Annotated in this window: 18 protein-coding genes and 1 CRISPR repeat array; of the genes, 12 read left to right on the top strand and 6 right to left on the bottom strand. The window is 71.3% G+C overall.

Features of this window, described 5'->3' with window-relative positions:
* Nucleotides 1–64: 64 nt before the first annotated feature.
* The gene (locus tag E0L36_RS08165) at nt 65–772 is read left to right on the top strand and encodes a DedA family protein (RefSeq protein WP_308416710.1); all 708 of its coding nucleotides are present in this window, start codon (nt 65–67) and stop codon (nt 770–772) included.
* Entirely contained in the window at nt 769–1,872 is a 1,104-nt protein-coding gene (gene aepY / locus E0L36_RS08160) for a phosphonopyruvate decarboxylase (RefSeq protein WP_180928139.1), read from the top strand. The genes E0L36_RS08165 and aepY overlap by 4 nt, the downstream gene beginning before the upstream one ends.
* 82 nt (nt 1,873–1,954) lie before the next feature.
* On the opposite strand, the gene E0L36_RS08155 is transcribed toward aepY, so the two are convergent.
* Together E0L36_RS08155 and E0L36_RS08150 are read right to left on the bottom strand one after the other, a co-directional pair.
* Complete coding sequence (locus E0L36_RS08155; protein ID WP_180928138.1) at nt 1,955–2,356, bottom strand: helix-turn-helix transcriptional regulator; 402 nt, start codon at nt 2,354–2,356, stop codon at nt 1,955–1,957.
* A 108-nt stretch (nt 2,357–2,464) separates the two neighbouring features.
* Nucleotides 2,465–4,027 (bottom strand): MFS transporter, encoded by a 1,563-nt coding sequence (locus E0L36_RS08150; RefSeq protein WP_180928137.1) that lies wholly within the window; start codon nt 4,025–4,027, stop codon nt 2,465–2,467.
* 720 nt (nt 4,028–4,747) lie between these two features.
* Here E0L36_RS08150 and E0L36_RS08145 point away from each other — a divergent pair.
* The 7 genes from E0L36_RS08145 (at nt 4,748) to E0L36_RS08115 (ending at nt 14,881) form a co-directional block, all read left to right on the top strand.
* Entirely contained in the window at nt 4,748–5,509 is a 762-nt protein-coding gene (locus E0L36_RS08145; RefSeq protein ID WP_308416668.1) for a hypothetical protein, read from the top strand.
* Between the two features lie 111 nt (nt 5,510–5,620).
* Nucleotides 5,621–8,143 (top strand): molybdopterin-dependent oxidoreductase, encoded by a 2,523-nt coding sequence (locus tag E0L36_RS08140; RefSeq protein WP_180928135.1) that lies wholly within the window; start codon nt 5,621–5,623, stop codon nt 8,141–8,143.
* 59 nt (nt 8,144–8,202) lie between these two features.
* Nucleotides 8,203–9,525, top strand: a complete 1,323-nt coding sequence (gene aroA, locus E0L36_RS08135) for a 3-phosphoshikimate 1-carboxyvinyltransferase (RefSeq protein WP_180928134.1) — start codon at nt 8,203–8,205, stop codon at nt 9,523–9,525.
* Entirely contained in the window at nt 9,522–11,057 is a 1,536-nt protein-coding gene (gpmI, locus tag E0L36_RS08130; protein WP_180928133.1) for a 2,3-bisphosphoglycerate-independent phosphoglycerate mutase, read from the top strand. The genes aroA and gpmI overlap by 4 nt, the downstream gene beginning before the upstream one ends.
* Nucleotides 11,058–11,516: 459 nt before the next feature.
* Complete coding sequence (locus E0L36_RS08125; protein WP_180928132.1) at nt 11,517–12,392, top strand: phosphate ABC transporter substrate-binding protein; 876 nt, start codon at nt 11,517–11,519, stop codon at nt 12,390–12,392.
* Nucleotides 12,393–12,395: 3 nt separating this feature from the next.
* Nucleotides 12,396–14,207 (top strand): phosphate ABC transporter permease subunit PstC, encoded by a 1,812-nt coding sequence (gene pstC, locus E0L36_RS08120; protein WP_180928131.1) that lies wholly within the window; start codon nt 12,396–12,398, stop codon nt 14,205–14,207.
* The gene (locus E0L36_RS08115) at nt 14,195–14,881 is read left to right on the top strand and encodes an ATP-binding cassette domain-containing protein (RefSeq protein WP_180928130.1); all 687 of its coding nucleotides are present in this window, start codon (nt 14,195–14,197) and stop codon (nt 14,879–14,881) included. Before pstC ends, E0L36_RS08115 begins: the two co-directional genes overlap by 13 nt.
* Before the next feature lie 20 nt (nt 14,882–14,901).
* Here E0L36_RS08115 and E0L36_RS08110 read toward each other — a convergent pair whose 3' ends face one another.
* Both E0L36_RS08110 and E0L36_RS08105 read right to left on the bottom strand, forming a co-directional pair.
* Complete coding sequence (locus E0L36_RS08110) at nt 14,902–15,318, bottom strand: helix-turn-helix transcriptional regulator (RefSeq protein WP_180928129.1); 417 nt, start codon at nt 15,316–15,318, stop codon at nt 14,902–14,904.
* A gap of 124 nt (nt 15,319–15,442) precedes the next feature.
* Nucleotides 15,443–15,802: a helix-turn-helix transcriptional regulator gene (locus E0L36_RS08105; RefSeq protein ID WP_180928128.1), complete on the bottom strand. Its 360-nt coding sequence runs from the start codon at nt 15,800–15,802 to the stop codon at nt 15,443–15,445.
* Between the two features lie 271 nt (nt 15,803–16,073).
* Between E0L36_RS08105 and E0L36_RS08100 the strand changes: the two genes are divergently transcribed.
* Complete coding sequence (locus tag E0L36_RS08100; RefSeq protein ID WP_180928127.1) at nt 16,074–16,466, top strand: helix-turn-helix transcriptional regulator; 393 nt, start codon at nt 16,074–16,076, stop codon at nt 16,464–16,466.
* A gap of 364 nt (nt 16,467–16,830) precedes the next feature.
* Here E0L36_RS08100 and E0L36_RS08095 read toward each other — a convergent pair whose 3' ends face one another.
* The gene (locus E0L36_RS08095) at nt 16,831–17,709 is read right to left on the bottom strand and encodes a helix-turn-helix domain-containing protein (protein WP_180928126.1); all 879 of its coding nucleotides are present in this window, start codon (nt 17,707–17,709) and stop codon (nt 16,831–16,833) included.
* A 159-nt stretch (nt 17,710–17,868) separates the two neighbouring features.
* Between E0L36_RS08095 and E0L36_RS08090 the strand changes: the two genes are divergently transcribed.
* Nucleotides 17,869–19,341, top strand: coding sequence for an MFS transporter (locus E0L36_RS08090; protein ID WP_180928125.1), 1,473 nt, complete (start codon nt 17,869–17,871; stop codon nt 19,339–19,341).
* A gap of 313 nt (nt 19,342–19,654) precedes the next feature.
* On the opposite strand, the gene E0L36_RS08085 is transcribed toward E0L36_RS08090, so the two are convergent.
* Nucleotides 19,655–20,107, bottom strand: a complete 453-nt coding sequence (locus E0L36_RS08085) for a DUF397 domain-containing protein (protein ID WP_180928124.1) — start codon at nt 20,105–20,107, stop codon at nt 19,655–19,657.
* A gap of 22 nt (nt 20,108–20,129) precedes the next feature.
* A CRISPR array of direct repeats spans nt 20,130–20,280; the repeat unit is 28 nt; unit sequence GGGCCACCCCCGCGTGCGCGGGGAGTAC.
* Nucleotides 20,281–20,841: 561 nt separating this feature from the next.
* Between E0L36_RS08085 and E0L36_RS08080 the strand changes: the two genes are divergently transcribed.
* A complete protein-coding gene (locus tag E0L36_RS08080) occupies nt 20,842–21,597 on the top strand; it encodes a bifunctional 2-polyprenyl-6-hydroxyphenol methylase/3-demethylubiquinol 3-O-methyltransferase UbiG (protein WP_180928123.1) in 756 nt (251 codons plus the stop codon).
* Nucleotides 21,598–21,766 lie beyond the last annotated feature (169 nt).

The raw sequence follows: 21,766 nt of genomic DNA, 5'->3' as shown, positions 1-21,766 counted from the left end.
CTCGCGTGACCCATCCGACTCATCCGTCCCGTCCGTCTCGTTGACCACCGCCCTGGGGGCACCTGTGCAGGACCTCGCCTCATCACCCCTGCTCGACGCCGAAGCGCTGATATCGGGCTTCGGTCTGCTGGGCATCATGGCCACCGTCTTCGCCGAATCCGGCGTGATCGTCTGCTTCTTTCTTCCGGGCGACTCGCTGCTGTTCACGGCGGGTCTCCTGGTGGCCAACGAACAGATCCTCCACCAGCCTCTGTGGCTGGTGATGCTCGCCATCGCGGCGGCCGCCGTCCTGGGCGACCAGTTCGGTTACGCCTTCGGCCGCAAGGTGGGCGGCGCCCTCTTCCGCCGCCCCAACTCCCGCTTCTTCAAACAGGAGAACGCCGAGCGCGCGCAGGAGTTCATGCGGAAGCACGGCCCCAAGGCCCTGGTGATGGCGCGGTTCATCCCCGTCTTCCGCACCTTCATCCCCATCACCGCCGGTGTCGGGCGGATGAGGTACCGCACCTTCTTCCTCTTCAACGTGATCGGTGCCGTGCTCTGGTCGGTCAGCCTGACCCTGCTCGGGTACTACCTCGGGCAGGTCGCCTTCGTCCGCGAGAACATCGAGGCGATCGTCATCGGAATCGTCCTCGTCTCGGGAATACCGATCATCGTCGAGGGCGTCAGGATGCGGCGCCGCGGCCGAGCCGCTCCGGACCCGCGGCACGAGCCGGCCACCCAGGAGTCCACCCCGCCATCCACCACCCCGGAAACGGAGTTGCCCCGTTCATGATCTCCGCACAGGACTTCTGCGACCTGCTGACCGACCGGGGCTTCACCTTCGCCAGCGGCGTCCCCTGCTCCCACTTCGGCGGACCCATCGCCCTTCTGAGCGACCAGCCGGGGCGCTACGTGCCCGCCCCCAACGAGGGCAGCGCGCTCGCGGTGGCCGCCGGTGCCGCCCTCGGCGGGCACCGCGCCTACGTGATGCTCCAGAACTCCGGTCTGGGCAACCTCGTCAACCCGCTCACCTCACTGGTGATGACCTACCAGCTGCCGGTCCTGACCTTCACCAGCCTGCGGGGATGGCCCGACCCCACGACGGACGAGCCCCAGCACGAGGTGATGGGACCGGCGACGCCGGGCCTTCTCGACAGCCTCGGCGCCCCGCGCCACCTCCTGTCCGCGCATGACGGGGTGGCGGAGTTCGCCACGGTCCTGGAGCGGGCGGAGCGCGATCTGGCCGCCCAGCGGGCGCCGTTCGTGCTGGTGGAGCGCGGCGCCATCGGCAAGGCCACGGCGGCCAGCGCCCCGCACGAGGTGGGACTGCCCGCCTCGGAGGCGATCCGGATCGTCACCGACTCCGCGCCGGACGCCGCGGTCGTCGCCACCACCGGCTTCACCGGCCGTGACACCCACGCCGTCGCCGACGCGCCCGGCACCTTCTACATGCAGGGCTCCATGGGCCACGCCGCGTCCATCGGTCTCGGGGTGGCACTCACGCGTCCCGAGCGGACGGTGGTGGTGCTGGACGGGGACGGCGCGCTGCTGATGCACCTCGGCGCCCTCTCGATGATCGGTGGTGCGGCACCCGCCAACCTGGTCCACGTGGTGCTCGACAACCGGGTCCACGAGTCGACGGGCGGTCAGGCGACCACCTCGGCCACCACGTCGTTCCCCGACCTGGCCTTGGCGGCCGGCTACGCCAGCGGCGCCGTCTGCGCGGACGAGGAGGCGGTGCGGGCGGCGATGGGGCGCGCCCAGGCCGCTCCCGGACCACATCTGGTCAGCGTGCGGACGCTGCCACGGACGGGGACGATCCCGCCGCGCGCGACGAACGCGCTCAGCACGCCGGAGATCCGGGACCGCTTCCAGCGTGACCTGAGGCGGTAACCCCGTCACCCACCGGAAGGGGCCGCCGCTCGCGGGTGCGGGGAACGGCGGCCCCTCCAGGCCGGTGTGGGCCGCCGTGGCCTCAGACGCCCTCCGCCGCGGCGGGCCGCCCGGCGTCCGACTGGAGGCACGCCGCGACGGTCTCGGGGTCGAGGGCCGCGAGACTCGCGAACATCCGCAGTGGTTCGGCGAGCGTCTGACAGCACATCACGTACTGGTTGCTGCGGCCCTTGGGGATCGCCTCGACCAGGTTCTGCTCCCGCAGGGGAGCCAGATGATGGCTGACGAGCGTCTGGCTCAGTCCCGTGGCCTCCTGCAACTCCTTGACGGTGCGGGGACGTTGCGCGATCAGCAGGATCAGCGTCAGCCGTGTCTCGTCCGCCAGCGCCCGCAACTTCGGCGCGAGCATCCGGGCCCGTTCGCGTTCACTGAGCCACTGGCCAGGATCGCTGACCGCCACCCTGAGTTTCGACGGCCTGGCCATCGCGCCCTCCCTCTCACCCGCGGTCCGGCGGACCGGCTCGGAACCAGTTCCGGTGAGGGGGCCGGGCCGGGCCACGGAGTCGATCCTACGCACTGCCGCTCACCGGCCTCAGGAGACGGTGGTGTCGGAGGGGTCGCTCTCCGCGGTGGCCGCGGGATCGGCGCCGTCCTCCTCCTCGGTGACCCGAGCCCGGGGCAGGATGAACGCGGTGGCCAGGGCGCCAGCCGCCGCGACGCCGACCGCTATCAGCAGCGTGGTGGAGAAGCCGCCGACGAACGAGTGCTGTGCCGCGTCCAGGACGCGCTGGCCAGCCTCCCCGCCCAGCCGCTGGGCCACCGAGGAGGCGCCCGCCAGGGACTCGCGGACCGCGTCCCCGGCCTCGCCGGGCAGTTGGGCGGCGCGCGGCAGGTCGTCGCGGTACAGAGTGGCGATCACACTGCCGCTGACCGCGATCCCCAGCGCGCCGCCCACCTGCATGCCCACGTCGGCCACCGCGGAGCCCGCCCCCGCCTGACGGGCGGCGGAGACGACGAGGATGGCGTCGACGGCGGCGGGCAGGGCGATCCCCATCCCGAGACCGAAGACGGCGAGGCCGATGAGGGCCTGCGTCTCGGCGTCGACAGTGAGCCCGGCGAGGACACCCAGTCCCACCGCGCAGAGGAGCAGGCCGGAGACCACCGTCGTCCGCAGTCCGGCGCGCTCCACCAGCTTCGCCGACAGCGGGGCGCCCACCATCATCGTGCCGATGGCGAGCATGCGCAGGCCCGCGCCGAGCGGGTCGAGTTCGAGCACCGACTGGAGGTACTGGGTGAGCAGGTAGAGACCGCTGTAGAGGCCGAAGGACGTACAGGCGATGGCCAGGGCGCCGCCGCCGTAGCGAGCGTTAAGGAACAGCCCGACGTCGAGCATCGGATGGGCGGTCCTCCGCTCCCACACCACGAAGGCGACCATCAGGGCCACACCGGCGAGGAGTGAGGTGAGGGTGACGACGTCGCCCCAGCCGTTGTGCGGGGCCTCGACCAGGCCGTAGACGATCGCGACGAGTCCGGCCACCGACAGCAGGGCACCCACCAGGTCCAGTCCCGGGTGCCCCTCGGCCTTCGACTCCGGGATCAGTTTGGCCCCGCCGATCAGCGCGATGGCGGCGAGCGGCACGTTGATGAGGAACATCGATCCCCACCAGAAGTACTCCAGCAGCAGGCCACTGACGAGCGGGCCGAGCGGCACCCCGACCGCCGCCGCGCCGGACCAGATGCCGATCGCCTTGGCCTGCTCCTCACGTGGGAAGACGTCCTTGATGATGGCCAGGGTGGCCGGCATCATCAGCGCGGCCGAGACGCCCATGAGGGCGCGGAAGGTGATCAGCGTCTCCGCGTTGGACGCGAACGCGGCGCCCAGGCTGGTCAGCGCGAAGGCGCCCAGGCCGACGGAGAGCAACCGCTTCCGGCCGAACCGGTCCGACAGACCGCCCGCCATGAGCAGCAGTCCGCCGAACGCGAGCGCGTACGAGTCGACCATCCACTGTAGTTGGCTGCTGGTGGCACCCAGGTCCTGCTGGATGCTGGGCAGGGCCAGGTTCAGGATGAGGGTGTCCAACCCGATCAGCACCAGGCTCAGGCACAGGATGTTCAGAATCTGCCATCGGCGGGGATGGCCGGCGGAGCCGTTCACTCACTTCTCCTCAGACGCGACGGGTGGGCGCCCCGTGGGGCGCTGGGGCCGATCCGCCGGGAGGGGAATGACGGGCGGATCGGCCACCAGCCGGGCTCAACGTAACAACACCTGTCGCTATCAATAGGATTCGCTGTTGATAACGACGGGCGGAGCGCTCAGGATCCAGCCATCCTCGGCACCGCACCCCGCCCGGCGGCCGCTCCGCGCACTGACGGTGCTGACCAGGGCGGGGAATCCGACGCGCGAGAGAACCCCGCGAGGGGCGCTTCCGGCCGGCCAACTCGCCCGCCACGCACGGGAGTAGCTGATCAGGCGGTAACTCGGCACCGGAAGCGGGCACTCCCGCGACGATCGCGCCACCCGGGGCGTAGATGGCGTGTTCTGTTCCCTGCTTCATCGAAAACGCTCGAATGTTTTGATCGCCATCGATACATTGCTCGGGAAGCAGCACGGGGGCCCACGGTGCCCCATCACGGGGCATCACGGGGCATATCGGGGGGCTGGTAGGACATGCGTACGTCCGGCGGACAGCGACGCGCGGCCCTCTCGGCACCGAACCAGCCGTAGCGGCCCACCACTTCTTTCTTTCTCTTTCTCATCTCACGGGATCCGTGCGTGGCGGCACGGTCCTGACATCACCTCAGGCACGACAGCACGCACGCGAGGGAGCGTTCGGCACGCCTTCCTCCGCGCCCACGGGGTGGGCCGTCACCGGCGATGACGGGTCCAGCCCGCCCGAAAAGTCGAAGGGGGAACACGATGTCCAGCCCTGCCCGGACACGCCTTGCTCTGGTGGGAGACCGGGGCAACCACGAGGAACCGTCCCACCCGAGAATCGACGCGATGCGTGAGCGGTGGGATCTGACCACCGAGTGGATACCGACCACCGAGATCCACGACGCCTCGGCCCTGGAAGGCTTCGACGGCGTCTGGGTCGTGCCGGGAGCCCCGTACGTCCACCAGAAGGGCGTGCACATCGCCGTGCGCCATGCCCGGGAGAACCTGCTGCCGTTCCTGGGCACCTGCGGCGGGTTCTTCAGCGCCCTGATCGAGCACGCGCAGAACGTGCTCCACCTGCCGGAGGCGCTCGGCGTCGACGAGGACCCCGATCGGCTGACACCCCTCGTCACGCCGCTGACCTGCTCCTTCCGCGGGGAGAAGGCACCCCTGACCGTCATGGGGAACTCCCGGCTCGCCGCCATCTACGAGGCGACCGAGGTCGAGGAGGTCTTCCACTGTGAGTACGGACTGACCGACACCTTCATGAACGCGGCCAACCAGGGCGCGTTGCGGCTCAGCGCCTGGGACGCTGACGGCGCGGCGCGCGCGCTGGAGATCACCGGGCATCCCTTCTTCCTGGGCAGCCTCTTCCAGCCCGAGCTGTCGTCCGCCCCGGGCAGCGAACACGTGATCCTCCGGGCGTTCCTGGCCGCCGTCCACGCGCACGCCGCCACGGACGCGCCGATGCCCACGTCCTGACGGGCCCGGGCACCTCCCACGTACTCAGAAAGGCCGGGCGGAGGTCCGCGCGGCCCGGGCACCCACGTGCTCGCCTCGTACTCCACCAGGCGGAAGGATCCCCACGTCTCCATGAAGCACGAGCAGCACGGTCTCTCCCGGCGCGGTTTCGTCCGCGGGGGCGTCATCGGTGGCGCGGGCCTCGGTACACCGGCCCTGCTTCCGGTGATCTCCGCGCACGCCGACGAGTCGCCCAGCGCCCCGGGTGCCCCGCCGGAGCACGGCGGCGCGTCCGGCGCGGACTTCACCGACCAGTCCGCCGCCCTCACCCCGGACAAGACCGTCACCACCGCCTGCCAGTTCTGTAACTCCAACTGCCAGCTCAACGTCGACCTCAAGAAGGGCCGGGTACTGGCGGTCCGGGGCGAGGACGAAGACCCCGTCCAGCGCGGACAGCTCTGCGTCAAGGCCGAGTTGATGCCGCAGTTGGTGTACAACGCGGAGCGTCTGACCCGGCCCCTGCGCCGCGTCTCCGGCGCGAAGGGCTCACCGGACTCCACGTTCGAGCCGGTGAGCTGGGAGGAGGCGCTGCGCACCATCGCCAGGAAGTTCCTGGCCCTGCGCGACGCGGGCGAGGCCCACACCATCGCCAACCGCACCACCGGCCGGATGCCGCGCGGCACCGGGTCACTGGTAGCCCGCGTCTTCGAGATGCTGGGCAGCCCCAACGACACGGACGTCGGGCCGGTCTGCAACGACGCCGGCGGCAACGCCCTGGCGACGACCTTCGGGCTCGGCAACTTCACCAACGGGTACGGCACCGACGGCGCGACCGGCAAGGATGACCTCGGCTCGGCCCGTCACTACCTGTTCCTCGGCACCAACCAGGCCGAGACCCACCCGGTCACCTTCGACTACCTCCTCCGCGGACGGGAGAGGAACGCCGCCACCCTGACCGTCGTCGACCCCCGCAAGACACCGACCGGGGCCCTCGCCGACCGCTGGGTGGCGCCCAAGCCACACACGGACTTCGCGCTGCTCCTCGCGATGCTGCACCACATCGTGGACGAGAAGCTGTACGACGGGAAGTTCGTGAGGCGGTGGGTCGTCGGCTTCGACGAGCTGCGCGCCCATCTCGCCGAGCACCGGTACACCCCCGCGTGGGCCGCGCGGGTCACCGGTGTCCCGGCCAAGGTCATCACGGCGATGGCCGAGGAGTACGCGACGGCGAAACCGGCGGCGATCTTCTGCAACGCCGGTATCTCGCACCAGCTCGGGGCCTTCGACACCTACCGGGTCGCCACGTTCCTTGCGGCGGTGACCGGCAACATCGGGCGGCCGGGCGGCGGTTGCAACTTCATGCACAACACCTGGCCCGGTGACCTGCGGCTGCCGCCGTTGCGCGCCGAGGTCCCCGAGCGGCGCGAGGCCCTGCCGGTCGGCCCCGACTACTTCGCCGAGTCCATCCTGACCGGCGAGCCCTACCGGCTGCGCGCGGTGATGACCCAGGGCAACCCGCTGGTGGCGTCCGCCAACACGACCAGGGTCAAGAAGGCGTTCGCCCAACTCGACTTCTACGTCTACACCGGCCTGTTCATGGAGGAGGCCGCGTACTACGCCGACGTCGTCCTGCCGGTGTGCAGCGGGCTGGAGATGGACGGCGTCTACATGCGCCGCGACGACCGGGCGATCCGATGGCAGGAGCAGGCCGTCGAGCGGGTGGGCGAGTCCCGGCCAGACTGGGAGATCTGGGTGGGTCTCGCCCACGCCCTGGCGGAGCTGGACACCCGCCGGCCCGCCGCCGAGTGGCGCGCGGCCTTCCCGAAGCGGTGGATGAACTACCGGGAGCTGTGGGACGACTTCGTCGCCCACACCCCCGGCGCGGGCGGGATGACACGGGCCCGGATGCGGAAGCGCGCCGAGCCGTTGCGCTGGCCGTGCCCGAGCACCAGCCACCCCGGAGTGAGCACGCTCTACCTCGACCACCCCAGTTGGTACCAGGCGGCCGAGTCGCTGGACCCGGACCACCGCGGCAAACGCTTCCTCACGCCCAGCGGCAAGGTGGAGATCACCACCCCGGCGCTGGAGAAGAAGCTGGCCGTCACCGGGCACGGCGCCCTTCCGGTCTTCTACACCCACCCCGAGGTGACCGGCGGGAACCCGACCCTGACCTACCGCCGCACGTTCGTCACCAACCCCCTCAACCCGCGGGCCGTCACCCACCCCGTCCGGCTGGGCGTGCCCGGGGACGACGCCGTGCACCGAAAGTTCCCGCTGATGGGAATGACCGGCCGGCCCAGTGTCGTGCACTTCGCCGGGGTCACCCAGTGGACGCCGACCGGCAAGCAGCTCAACGGCGTCCGCTTCATCCAGATCCACCCCGACACCGCCCGCCGCTCCGGCATCGCCGACGGCGACGACGTGGTCGTCGAGAGCCCTCGGGGTTCGGTGACGGGCACCGCGCTGCTCTGGGAGGGCATCCGCCGCGACACCGTGTTCGTCCCCAACACCTTCGGCCCCGCCCAGAAGCAGGGTGACCTCTTCGACGCCCCGCGCTACGACGCGGCCAACACGCTCCCCGACGACCAGCTCTACGACAACCTCTCCGGCCAGCAGGCCTTCAAGTGCTTCGCCTGCCGGGTCGTCGCCGCCTGACGGCCCGCCACACCGAGCACCCGCATCACCTCACCCGACCCCACCGCTGGAGGTAGTGCATGTCCGCCGTCCCCGATCCGCGCCGAGCGGCCGACTCCCTCACGGTCCGGACCCTGGCCGGTTTCGACGAGACCGTCCACGTCCTCGGATCCAAGAGCTACACCAACCGCTACCTCGCCATCGCCTCGCTGTCCGGCGAGGAGACCGTCATCGACAACGCGCTGCTCTCCGACGACACCCTCTACCTCGCCCGCGCCATAGCGGCGTTCGGCCACGTCACCTGCGAGATCGACCACGAAGCCGCCCGGATCCGGGTCACCCCCACCGGCCGGGCGATGCGTGCCCCCGGCGAGGAGATCTTCGTCGGCGGCGCGGGCACACCGCTGCGGTTCCTGATCTCCATGGCCGGGCACGCGGAGGGCACCACCGTCATCTCCGGCAACGAGCGCATGCGGGAGCGCCCCATGGGCGACCTGCTCGCGGCGCTGCCCCCGCTCGGTGTGGACGCCGCCGCGGTACGCGGCAACGGCAGCCCGCCCGTCCGGGTAGTCGGCGGCTCCTTCCAGGGCGGCGCCACCTCCATCAGCGGTGCCGTCTCCAGCCAGTTCACGTCGAGCCTGATCATCAACGCGCTGCGGGCCCGGCACGACACCGAGATCACCATCAGCGACGAGCTGATCTCCAAGCCGTACGTGGAGATGACGCTCGCCGCCCTGGCGGAGATGGGCGTGCGCGTCGACCGGGACGGCTACCGGCGCTTCACCGTCCCGGCCGGTCAGCGGGCCCGCGGCGGGCGGGTCACCGTCGAACCGGACGCCTCCGGCATGTCCTACTTCCTGGTCGCCGCCGCCATCCTGGGGTCGCGGGTCGTCATCCCCGGCATCGGCGGCGGATCCCACCAGGGGGACGTGCGCCTGCTGCCGGTCCTGGAGCGGATGGGCTGCCGCGTGGACGTCCGCGACGACGCGATCACGCTGACCGGCGGCCCGCTGCGCGGAATCGACGTCGACATGGAGGCCATGCCCGACGTGGTTCCCTCCCTCGCCATCGCCGCCGCCTACGCCGAGGGCACCACCCGCATCACCAACATCGCCTCCCTGCGCGTCAAGGAGTGCGACCGGATCGCCGCCGTCACCACCGAACTCCGCAAGATGGGAGTCGACGTCGAGGAGCACGCCGACGCGATGACCATCACCGGCGGCACCCCGCACGGCGCGGCCATCGACACCTACGACGACCACCGCATCGCCATGACCTTCGCCATCGCCGGTCTGCGCACCGAGGGCGTCGTCATCAACGACCCGGGCTGCGTCGCCAAGTCCTTCCCGACCTTCTGGCAGACCCTGGACACCCTGCACCCGACCCTGGAGAGCACACGGTGAGCGCCCCCGAACCGGTACGGACCGGCCCGGGCGTCCTCCTGGTACTCGACGGCTGGGGCCACGCCGCCCCCGCCGAGGACAACGCGCTGGCGCTGGCCCACACCCCCGTCCTGGACGACCTGGTGTCCCGGGGGCCGAGCACGCTCGCCGAGGCCTCCGGCGAGGCGGTCGGCCTGCTCCCCGGCACCGTCGGCAACTCCGAGATCGGCCACCTGGTCATCGGCGCCGGACGGCCCCTGCCCTACGACAGCCTGCTGGTCCAGCGGGCCATCGACACCGGCGCCCTGCGCACCCATCCCCGCCTGGACTCCCTGTTGGAGGAGGCCGTCAGCGCCTCGGGCGCCCTGCACCTGATCGGCCTCTGCTCGGACGGGCAGATCCACGCCCACGTCGAGCACCTGGGGGAACTGCTGGCGGCGGCGGCCGCGCACCGGGTGCGGCGGGTGTTCCTGCACGCCATCACCGACGGGCGGGACGTCGCCGACCACACCTCCGCCACCTACCTGGCGCGGGTCACGGATCTGGCCGCCGAGGCCGGTACCGGGGTCATCGCCACGGTCATCGGCCGTGGCTACGCGATGGACAAGGCCGGGAACCTCGACCTGACCGAGCGGGCGGTCGCCCTGGTCGCGGACGGGCGCGGAGCGCCGGCCGCCAGCGTCGAGGAAGCGGTCAACTCGGGCCAGCGTGGCGACGAGTGGATCCCCGCCTCGGTGCTCACGCCAGCGGGGGACGCGACGATCCGCGACGGGGACGCGGTGCTGTGGTGCAACTTCCGCAGCGACCGCGTCCAGCAGTTCGCGGACGGGCTGAGCGACCACCTCCGGGCCACCGGCCGCACCGTGCCCATGGTCAGCCTGGCACAGTACGACACCCGTGCCGCCATCCCGGCGCTCGTGGAGCGGGCGGACGCCTCCGGCGGGCTGGCCGACGAACTCGTCGCGGCCGGGCTGCGCAGCGTCCGCGTCGCGGAGGCCGAGAAGTTCGAGCACGTCACGTACTACCTCAACGGCCGGGACGCGACGGCGCGTCCGGGCGAGGAGCACGTGTGCGTCAGGGAGGAGGGCACGCCCGACTACGTCGCGCGCCCCCGGATGAACCTGGACCGCGTCACCCAGGCCGTCGGGGAAGCCGCCAGCCGGAGCGACGTCGACCTGGTCATCGCGAACCTGGCCAACATCGACGTGGTGGGGCACACCGGCGATCTCGCCGCCACCGTCACCGCCTGCGAGGCCACCGACGCCGCCGTCGAGCGGATCCTGCGGGCGGCCCGGAACGGCCGCCGTTGGGTCCTCGCCGTCGGGGACCACGGCAACGCCGAACGCATGACCAAGCCGTCGCCGGACGGCACCGCGCGACCGTACGGCGGTCACACGACCCATCCGGTCCCGCTGGTGATCGTCCCTCCGCCCGGCGCCGGGCCGGTGCCGTCGCTGCCCGGGTCGGCCTCGCTGGCCGATGTGGCCCCCACCGTCCTGCGCCTGCTGGGGCACCGGCCCGGATCCGCCATGACGGGGAGACCGCTGCTGTGACTCCGGTGCTCCCTCCGCTCGCCCGCCCGACGCGGGCTGGCGCACCGCCGCCCCGTAACGGGGACCGTCTCACCAGATCCCCCCGCAGCCTGCGCGGGCGGCCTCCCCCGGAGGTCGCTCGCGCTCTCTTCAGGGCACCGCCAACCTCGAAGGATCTGAAATGTACACATTCGTTCCCCCGGAGCCACGGGCTTCCACCGCGCCACCGCGTCCCGTCCGGCCAGCCGCTCCCGTCGCTCCCTCCCCAACGACCGTGACGGGGGCGTCCGTTCGCGCCGCGGCCAGCGGCCGGACGGGCCCGCGCCCGCCCGCCGTCGGCGCCGGTGACCCGGACACCTCACCCACGCTCCCCGTCCCTCCCCACGGCCGGCCGTGGTGACCGTCCGCCGGGCGCCGCGGGGCGCCCCGTCCGGATCCGATTCACGCAGCGCGGTCACCCACGAAGGAAGGACCTCAGCCATGTTCACCACGAAGCGCCGTCTCGCGTTCCTCGTCATCCCGGCCCTGGCCGCCATGTCCCTGTCCGGCTGTGCCGACGGCGACACCGGGAACGACGGTGCCCTCCAGGTCAGCGGGTCGACCACGGTGGCCCCGGTGGCCGCCGACGCCGCCGACGCGCTCCGGAAGGACAAGGGCCTGGACATCACGGTCGCCACCCAGGGCGGTTCGGCCGGTGGCATATCGCAGCTCGCCTCCGGCCAGATCAGCGTCGCCCTGAGTTCGAAGCCGCTGGCCAAGGAGGACAAGGCGGCCAACTCCGGTACCGACTTCGTCTCCACCCAGATCGGCGCCGACGCCGTGGGCATCACGATCACCAAGCAGGTCGCGGACGCCGGGGTCAAGAACCTCACCGTGGCCCAGGTGCGTGACCTGTTCGAGGGGAAGATCAAGAACTGGTCCGAGGTCGGCGGCCCGGACCTCGACGTCTTCGTCTACGACAAGGAGCCGGGACGCGGCACGCGGGAGGTCCTCGACACCTACCTCTACGGGGACAAGAAGGCCCCGCCGCCGCCGGAGTCCGGCAAGTTCGCCATCGTCGGCGGCAACCTGGAGACCCGGAACAAGCTGGAGTCGACGCCCGGCGCCGTGGCACCGCTGTCCACCAGCTTCGTCGAGGGACGCGAGCGCCTGGCCACGGTGACGCTGGACGGCACGGAAGCGTCCCCGAAGAACATCGCCTCCGGCACGTACCCCATGTCCCGGCCGCTGTACCTGATCACCGACGGCAAGCCGAAGGGAACCGCGAAGAAGTTCGTCGACTACGTGCTCTCCGCCAAGGGGCAGTCCCTGATGACCAAGCACGACTACCTGACCCTCAAGGAGATCGGGAAGTAGCCGATGCCGAGCGGAACCCTGAACCGGCCTCCCGCCGCGCCGGAGGCCCGAAGCCGCCCCCGCCCGTCGAAGTGGATCTGGAGCTGGCTGCACGCCGGGGCGTTCGCCGTGGCGGCGCTTCTCCTGACGGTCGTCGGGTACCTCGGCGCCGGAGTGGCCGGGGGACACGTCGACTGGGCACGGCTGCTGACCGAACGCGCCTGGAGCCCGGGCGACTCGGTGTACGGCGGCCTGGCGATGATCTACGGCACGGCGGTGGTGAGCGTCCTGGCCCTGCTCATCGCCGTGCCCGTGAGCTGGGCCGCGGCGGTCGCGCTGTCGGAGTACCTACCGCGCCGCCTGTCCCGGCCGCTGCGCCTGTGCGTGGAGCTGCTCGCCGCTGTCCCGTCGATCGTCTACGGCCTCATCGGCATCATCGTCGTCCGGCCGGTCATCGCGCGGATCGCCGACGTACCCGGAGGTGACAGCCTCGCGGCCGCGGGTATCGTCCTCGCCGTCATGATCACTCCCACGATCGTGGCGGTCAGTGTGGACGCGCTCGCGGCGGTACCGGACCGTGTCCGGGAGAGCGCGTACTCGCTGGGGCTGACCCGCCGGGAGGTGGTCAGCTCGGCCGTGCTGCCGCTGGCCCGCTCCGGTATGCGCGCGGCCGTGCTGCTCGGCCTGGCCCGGGCGCTGGGCGAGGCCATCGCCGTGTTCCTCGTCGTCGGCCGGGCGGACGGCCGACTGCCGCAGGGTTTCGGGGAGTTCCTCGACTCGCTGTCCCAGCCGGGCCAGACGCTGACGACGAAGCTCGCCGGGCCGGAGACCGTGCTGGCCGGAACCTCCGGCCCCTATTTCGCCGCGCTGTGCGGACTCGGGCTCATCCTGCTGGCGCTGGTGGCGACCGCGACGATCTGGGGCACCCGGGGCCGCTCCCGCGGGACGTCGGAGGGGCGCACCCCGCGCTTCCGGGGCGCGGCCCGGATGCGGACGCAGCGGGACCGGCTGGCCACCGCGCTGCGGATCGGGGCACTACTGCTGCCCAGCGCGCTCCTCCTCGGCATGCTGGCGCTCCTGGTGACGCGGGGCAGCTCGGCGTTCCATCCGGGCTTCTGGTTCACGTCGGCGACCGGAGCGGCGGGCGGAGGCGTGCGGGACCAGATCGTCGGCACCCTGCTCCTCGCCGTCGCGACGGGTGTTCTCGCCCTGCCCCTCGGTTTCGGCGCGGGCGTGCTGCTCGGCACCCACACGTCACGGCGCACCGCGCGGACGCTCCAGACCCTCACGGTGGTGCTCGGAGGGACGCCGACCATCCTGCTGGGCCTGGCCGGATTCGTGATCCTCTCCAGTGCCATGGGCTGGGGCCGTTCCTGGCTGGCCGGCGCGATCGTCCTCGTACCCGTGGTGGTGCCGGTGATCGCCCTGACAACCTCCGCCCGCGTCCGGAGCATCCCCCCCGAACTCCAGGAGAGCGCCCTGTCCCTCGGGCTGACGCGCGCGCAGTACGTCCGGTCCGTGGTCGTGCCCTACACCTGGCCCGCCACGCTCACCGGTCTGTTGCTCGGACTGGCCCGCGCCGTGGGAGAGACCGCGCCGCTGCTGTTCACCGCGACCGTCTTCTTCGGCGCGCCCGCCGTACCGAACGGCATCGTGGAGGCGCCGGTCCAGGCACTGCCGACGCACATCTTCACCCTCTCCCAGGACTCGGGCGACCCGGCGGCCGTCACCCAGGCCTGGGGGAGCGCCATGGTGCTGGTCATCATCACCGCCGTACTTCTCAGCGCGGCCGTCGCGCTGCGGAACCGCTTCGAGGGGGAGCGATGGACAACGTGATCAGCGTGCGCCGACTGCGCGTGCGCAGCCGGGAGAAGACCCTGGTCGGACCGGTCTCCTTCAGCCTGGAACACGGTTCCACCACGGGGCTCTGCGGACCCTCCGGGGCTGGCAAGTCGACGATTCTGCGCGCGCTGGTCGAGTTGCTCCCCAGCGGGCTGAAGCGGGACGGTGAACTGGAGGTGCTGGGGCGCGTGATCGCGCCCGGCAGGGGGGACGCGGAGCAGCGGGCCACGACGGTTCTCGTGCCGCAGACGCCGGTCGTCTTCGGGGGGAGCGTCCTCGACAACGCCCTGTTCGGCCTCCGTCATCTGCTGCGTGCCTCCCCGGCTGTCCTGCGGGAGCGGGCCGAGAGGGCCCTGGAGGAGGCCGGACTGTGGAGGGAGGTCGCCGACCGGCTCGACGCGCCGGCGCACGACCTGTCCGCCGGGCAGCGCCAACGGCTCTGCCTCGCCCGGGCCCTGGCGCTGGAGCCCGCCGCGCTGCTGCTCGACGAGCCCACCAGCGCGCTTGACGAACGCAGCAGGGACAAGGTCGAGGAGTCGATCGCCGCACTCGGCGGCAGCCGGGCCGTCCTGCTCGTCTCCCACGACCCGGCGCAGGTGGAGCGCCTGTGCGACACGACCATCCACCTGGACCAGCCCGTCGAGACACCGACGGCCACCGTGGGCTGAACGACGCGGGGCCCGCCACCTCACGTTCCACCTCGGCGCGGGGTGCCGGAGCACGAGGGTGCGGCGTCCGAGGACCGCCGCTCCTCGGACGACGGTGGTGCGCCAGCCTGGCCGCGCTGGCTCAGGCTCTGTGTCAGCGCGGCGCGCACCCCGTCGGCCAGCCGGTAGTAGACGAGTCGGCCGTCCCGTCTGCTCTCGACGAGGCCGATCCGGCGCAGCCGTTTCAGGTGGTGGCTGACGGTGGCGAGGGAGACCCCGACGTCCGCCAGTTCGTGCACCGCCGCCTCGGTTCCCGGCCGTTCCGCCAACCGCAGCACCAGGCGCAGGCGGACGGGGTCTCCCAGGGTCTTGAAGACGCCGGACCACCAGGCCATGTCGGCCGCGCTCAGCTCCCAGACGGTCTCGTCGCCAGCGGATCCCGCCCCGTTCCGGCACATTCCGATCTCCCTCCCCGGGCCCCGTCCGGGGGCTGATACCGGTGGGTGTGTCCGGACCCGGCCAGCTGGCGGCGGTGTCCGCGGGGAGCGCCGCCGTGCCGCGGGCCGGGATCCGCCGGGGCGGTCAGACGGGCCGCGACAACAGGCCCGCCATGGCGGACAGCACCCCGGGCGCGACGCGGTAGTACACCCAGCTCGCCCGGCGCTCCGATTCGAGGAGTCCGGCCTCGCGCAGCTTGCGCAGATGGTGGCTGACGGTGGGCTGTGACACGCCCACGTCCTGGATCTCACAGACGCAGGCCTCGCCGCCCGGCCGGGCGGCGATCTTCGAGAACAGGCGCAGCCGTACGGGGTCGGACAGCGCCTTGAACATGGCGGCGATCCGCACCGAACCGGCCTCCGACAGTTCCTCCTCACCCAACGGCTGGCAGCACCAGGACGTGCGGGTGTTCCCCTTGGTGGAGCCCAGAACCGACTTAGACATGGCTCTATGTTGACAGGCGTCTAATCATTTGCCAAGCGGTATGCGGACTCTTCCGGGACGCGAACGGGTGGGGCCGCACGCCCGCCTCGTTCCCGGCGGAGGCCGGGGAGCGCCCTGGCCGGTTCCAGGGTCGTTCACCACCTCGGGACGCCGCCGGGTGCCGCCGATTCCACGGAGTCCGAGGTCCGGGCGCCGGTCGCACGCCAGGTGACGAACGAGACCGGCCAGTTTCCGTCGTGTCAAGTGATCACGCAGGGCCTATGGTTGACGGGTGACTGGCATAGAACTGGGGGCGTCGGGCGACGGGTTCGGCGACGGGATTCTCGAAGGTGGCTCCTGCGGGCCAGGGTTGGACTGCCAGCCCCTGGAGCGCTCGGAGGCCGAGCAGCTGTCGACGATCCTGCGATCCATCGCTGACCCCACACGCCTCCAGCTGTTCCGGCTGCTGGAGCAGGCTCCCAACGGCGAGGCCTGCGTGTGCGACCTGGCCGACAGCCTGGGGCTGCGGCAGTCCACCGTCAGCCACCACCTGAAGATCATGACCGAGGCCGGTCTGCTGGACCGGGAGCGGCGGGGTACCTGGGCCTGGTTCTCCGTCAACCACGACGGGCTGGAACGCGTGCGTTCCATCCTGGATCCGCTCCCCCGGCCCTCGTGCGGTTGATCTCCCCGGTCACGCCCGGGTGTTGACCCGACGAAACCCGACTCACCGGTGCCTCCGGGCCGTCCGCTGACGGCGAGCCCGCCGTCACCATCCGTCAACGACGCGGCCGGGGACGGGCAGAAGTCGAGAAAGCCGTACTGGCCCAGGAGGTCGGGGCGGGTGCCGCCCACGGCGTGGTCCACGGGACGAGGCGGGTGTGCGCTCGCGGCGGGGACCGGGACGGCCCGCGTGGGACGCTGCCCGCGTGGGGCGCTCGCACGCCGCGCGGCCTCGCGGATCGCCGCGGCCCGCGTCACTCTCCACGACGGGATCCGCCAGCGCCGGAAGGAGGACGAGAGCGCCGACGAGATCCACCCGGCCATGGTCACCCCCGCTCAGAAGGTCGTCGGCCTCGTGGCGAACGCGCGGGGTGACAACGCGATTCGGCGCTGGCGGTCCGCGTACTGGACCGTCCATCGGGCACCGCCGACGCCTCGGGCGAAGGGGCGCTGTTGAGGTAGCGCCCCGGCGAAGTACCGACGGTCCGCCGGAACGCCGCGAGAAACGCACTCGGTGTCGCGTACCCCACGGTGTGCGCGACCAGGGAGACGGGCTGGCCCTCGATGAGGAGGGGAAGGGCGGCCCGCAGCCGCACATGGGTCCGCCAGCGGTCGAAACTCATGCCGGTGTCATGGACGAACGCCCTGGTCAGGGTGCGTCGGCTCACCCCTACCGCCCGCGCGTGCGCCTCAAGACCCCGGGGGTCCGCGGGGTCGGCCAGCAGCGCGTCGGCCACGGCGCGTACGCGGTCGTCGGCGGGGTCCGGCACGTCGATAGGCGTGGCCGGCAAGGGGCGTAGCAGGTCCAGCACGACGGCCTCACCCCGCATCCGGGCATCATCGGCGAGGTCCTCGCGACTGAGGTAGTCGATCAGGTGGGCCAGCAGCCCGTCGACGCCGACCGGCGTGGGCTCCGCCCAGTCCTGATCGCATCTGTCCGGTTCGAAGTAGAGGCTGCGCAGCACGGCGCGGTGGCTCGCGCCGGTCCGGTGGACCACCCCGGCGGGCAGCCACAACGCCCGGGTGCGCGGCAGCACCCAGTACGCGTCGTCGACGGCGACGCTGAGCACGCCGTGTCGTGCCCAGGCCAGCTGGTGCTGCGGGTGACTGTGCGGGACGAACCACTGCCCGGAGGCCAGCGGAAAGGTTCCGACGACGATGGCGCCCACCCCGGCCGGGACGGCACCCACGACTGCATCGGTCATACGGCCAAGGCTATGTCCTCAACGCGATACGGCATGACCCCATAGTGCATAGCGGCCAACGCGACGTGACACCTAGCGTCTCCCCATGCCGATCAATCATCCGCGCCACCGGCGCTGCCACCGTTCGCACCAGCTGCCCACGAGGACAGGACGCCCGGCATGACCGCGGGATCAACCCCGGCCGCCACCACTGTCGTTCGGCGCCGGGAGTCCGCGCTGGTGGTGCTGTGCTTCGTGCAGTTCATGCTGATCCTGGACGACAACGTGGTGAGCGTCGCGCTCCCCAGCATGCGCGATGACCTCGGTTTCGACGCCCCGGGCCTGGCCTGGGTAGTCAACGCCTACTTCCTCGCCTTCGGCGGGCTGTTGCTGCTGTTCGGCCGCATGGCCGACCTGCTGGGCCGCAGGCGCGTCTTCCTGACCGGTGTAGCGCTGTTCGGTGCGGCGAGCCTGGTCTGCGGGCTCGCGCAGGAGCCCTGGCAGCTCGTGGCCGGGCGGTTCGTGCAGGGCGCCGGAGCGGCCATGGCCAGCCCCGCCGCGCTGGCGCTGATCACACTGCTGTTCCCCGGCACCGAGGAGCGCGCCAGGGCATTCGGCATCTGGGGCGGCATCGCGGCCCTGGGCGGCACGATGGGTCTGGTGATCTCCGGCGCGCTGACCGGCCTCGCGTCCTGGCGCTGGATCTTCCTCATCAACCTGCCCGTGGCCGCCGCGGCCCTCGCACTGCTGCCGCGTCTGGTCCCCGAGAGCCGGTCCCCGCACGCGGCACGCCTCGACGTACCCGGCGCGGTACTCGGCACCGGCGCCCTGGTGTCCCTGGTCTACGGACTGCTCCAGGCCGGGGAGTCGGGCTGGCGGGACACGGCCGCCGTCGCGCCCATGGCGCTGGCGGTCCTCCTGGCCGTCGCCTTCCTCGCGGTCGAGGCGCGCACCCGGGAGCCGCTGGTGCCGTTGTCGTTCCTGTCCTTCCGGTTCCGCGCCGTCGCCAACGGGGGAACCCTGCTGTTCTCCGCCGCCATGTACGCGATGGCCTTCCTGCTGATGGTGCACCTGCAAACCGTGCTCGGCTATCGCCCGCTCACGGCTGGCCTCGCCTACCTGCCCTACGGCGTCGGCATCCTCGCGGGCATGTGGCTCTCCTCCCGGGCCGTGGCCAGGCTCGGAACGCGCCCGACCCTCGTCATCTCGTTCCTGCTGAGCGCGGCAGGACTGCTGCTGCTGTCCGGCGTGACACCGAGCGACGGCTACGTGTCCGGAGTGCTGCCCGGCATGCTCGTCACGAGCCTCGGGTGCGGAGTGAGTCTGCCCGCCCTGACCGTCGCCGCGCTCACGGGCACCACCAAGGAGGATGCCGGGCTCGGCTCGGCCGTGCTGAGTTCCGTTCAACAAGTCGGCGGCGCCGTGGGGGTGGCCGTACTCGTCGCCCTGGCCTCGCATCGCAGCGACGACCTCGCCGTACGGCACGATCCCCCGCACGCCGCGACGGAAGGCTTCTCCCTCGCGCTCACCGCCGCCGCGGCCCTTCTCGTTCTCGGCGCCGTCCTCATAGCGGCCCTGCTCGGACAGGCTCACCGTCCGGCGCGCACACTCGGCTCCGGAGAGGCTCCGGCAATCCAGGAGAGCCGTACCTAGCCCGGTCAACCTGCCGTGGCTCTCGCCGCACCGAGGCCCGTCGCGAGACCGTGGCGGAGGACGTCCAGGCTGGCCCCGTATGGCGAAGTGGTCGAGAGGGCGGACTCATCGAATGACCCGCGCCCGCTTGGCAGTTCACCGCCAGTCCGACGATCCCCCCCCCGTGCCGCATCCGCATCACGCGCACACCGGACGCCCCAACCATCGGCGCTCACCGTCGACTTACGAACCACACTGGCCGGAAGGTCCACCAACGCCCCGACTGATGCGAACCGTCGGTCCAGACCGCGGAGCCCGGTCTCGTCCTCAGTGATCAGATCAGGCCGTCTCGGACTCCGTCGACGAACTCCGCCCACTGCTCGGCTTCGAAGACGAGGTCACCTCGCTCACGAGCCTTGGTGTCGCGCACGGCGTGGCGGGAAGAGAGCAGGCCCATGATGTTGAAAGGCCCGTACTGGAGCATCGAGAGCGAGGCGTCCAGTGGCATGACCTGGATGCTCACATTGGGCTGCATCCCCACTTCGAGCAGGTAGTTGAGCTGGTTCCGGACCAGCTCGGGGTCGCCCTCTATCCGGTGCAGCGCGGGGGTGTCGATGATGGTTCGCAGCATGAAGTCGCGCGGGTTCGCCAGCAGTTCCTTGCGCTTCATGCGGATCTGGACGAACTGGTCCACTCTCTCCGGGCGTTCGAGCGCGGTGAACATCACCCGCATGTACTCCTCGGTCTGGAGCAGGCCCGGCAGAATCCTGGGCTCGTACGCCCTCACGACGTCCGAGTCCGCCGCCAGCTGGGCCACCCCCGCGTGCGCGGGGAGTACTTGGGGGCCTCCCAGTGGACGCGGTGCAGCGGGGGGCCACCCCCGCGTGCGCGGGGAGTACTCCCGGTCGCGGTCGTCCTGGTCCTGGTGCTCGGGGCCACCCCCGCGTGCGCGGGGAGTACGGTATTTGACCTGGGTGTTCGTCGGCGGATGGGTAGCGGTTCACCCACTTTCCCAGAGTCGGACATCTCGCACATTCAGCCCATCACCGTCTTGGGGTATGGCTCCATGACCGCGCAAACGCCGAACGATGGCGATGGCACCGGTGTGTAGTCTCTCATCAGATTGTTGGCGAAGAACCCCTCCCGGGATTCTGTGGATAGTCCCGATCTCGTACTCGGTGGTGATCCGGGCAGCGGACCAGGCTGGTAGGCGCGACGAGCGGTCGTGTTGTCGTGCCGCTTCGTCGGCGGCGCGCTGTTCCGGCGAGAGAGCCGAGCGTCGGCGAGTGCGGTTCGAGGACGTCGGCCCCGGTGAACCGCGATACGTAACCCGCCCTTCGGCGGTGACCTCTTCGCTTCGCGGAACGACTTCTGTCTGGCACAACAGGACAGACTGGCTCGCAGTTCTCGATCACGTGCGTCAACTAAGGCCACCGACCGTCTTTTTCCAGGCCAAGCACATCGTCAAGACCGGACAGAAATGGCCTGCCAGGGGCAGCGGCGACTGCGTATCTTCACCACATGGCTGACGAAGCTTTCCGGCAGCCCCGGCTGGCCGAGCTCTACGACCCGCTCATCTCCGGGCGCGGCGACCTGCGCGCCTACCTCGATCTCGCACGCGAACTCGAAGCACGGCACGTCCTGGACATCGGCTGCGGCACCGGCACCTTCGCCCTCCTCCTGGCAGACCGCGGAATCACCGTCACCGGCCTCGACCCTGCCCAGGCGTCCATCGACGTGGCCACGACCAAGCCCGGAAGCGCACGGGTGCGGTGGATCCGCGGCGACACGAGCGCACTCCCCCCGCTCCACGTCGACCTCGCGACCATGACCGCGAACGTCGCACAGCACATCACCGACCCCGCGGCATGGCAGGCGACTCTGCGCGGCGCCTACGAAGCCCTGCGGCCGGGCGGGCACCTGGTGTTCGAGACACGAGACCCGGCCCAACGCGCTTGGGACACCTGGAACCGTGCGACGTCCCATCAGGTGACCGAGCTGCCCGATATCGGCACGGTCGAGACCTGGCGTGAAGTGCGGGAGGTGGACGGGCCACTGGTCCGCTTCCACTCGCACTACGTATTCGCCACGGACGGGCAGGCACTCACCTCGGAGTTGACGCTCAGGTTCCGTGAACGGCACGAGGTCGAAGAGGACCTGGCCGCGCACGGATTCAGGGTGGACGACGTACGCGACGCCCCCGACCGCCCCGGGAAGGAGTTCGTCTTCATCGCCTCCCGCCCCGAGAACGACTCACTCCGCACACAGGTCGACTGACCCCACCAGGCCCGGAAGCCACCGCCTCTCGCACCGGCCCGCGAGAAACGAAGTCCGCCGAACCGACCGGCCTCCCCCTCGGCTGACTCACCCTTCATCACCACGACCACGGTCATGCCCGACACGAAGATCAACCGCACAGGACGGAACTGCCGGGAACCTGGTCAAT

Origin of the sequence: Streptomyces sp. AJS327, from assembly GCF_013450295.1 — a bacterium.
Taxonomy (GTDB): Bacteria; Actinomycetota; Actinomycetes; order Streptomycetales; family Streptomycetaceae; genus Streptomyces.
The sequence above is the reverse complement of the archived record's forward strand: the minus strand, read 5'-3'. Positions and strand labels throughout refer to the sequence as shown.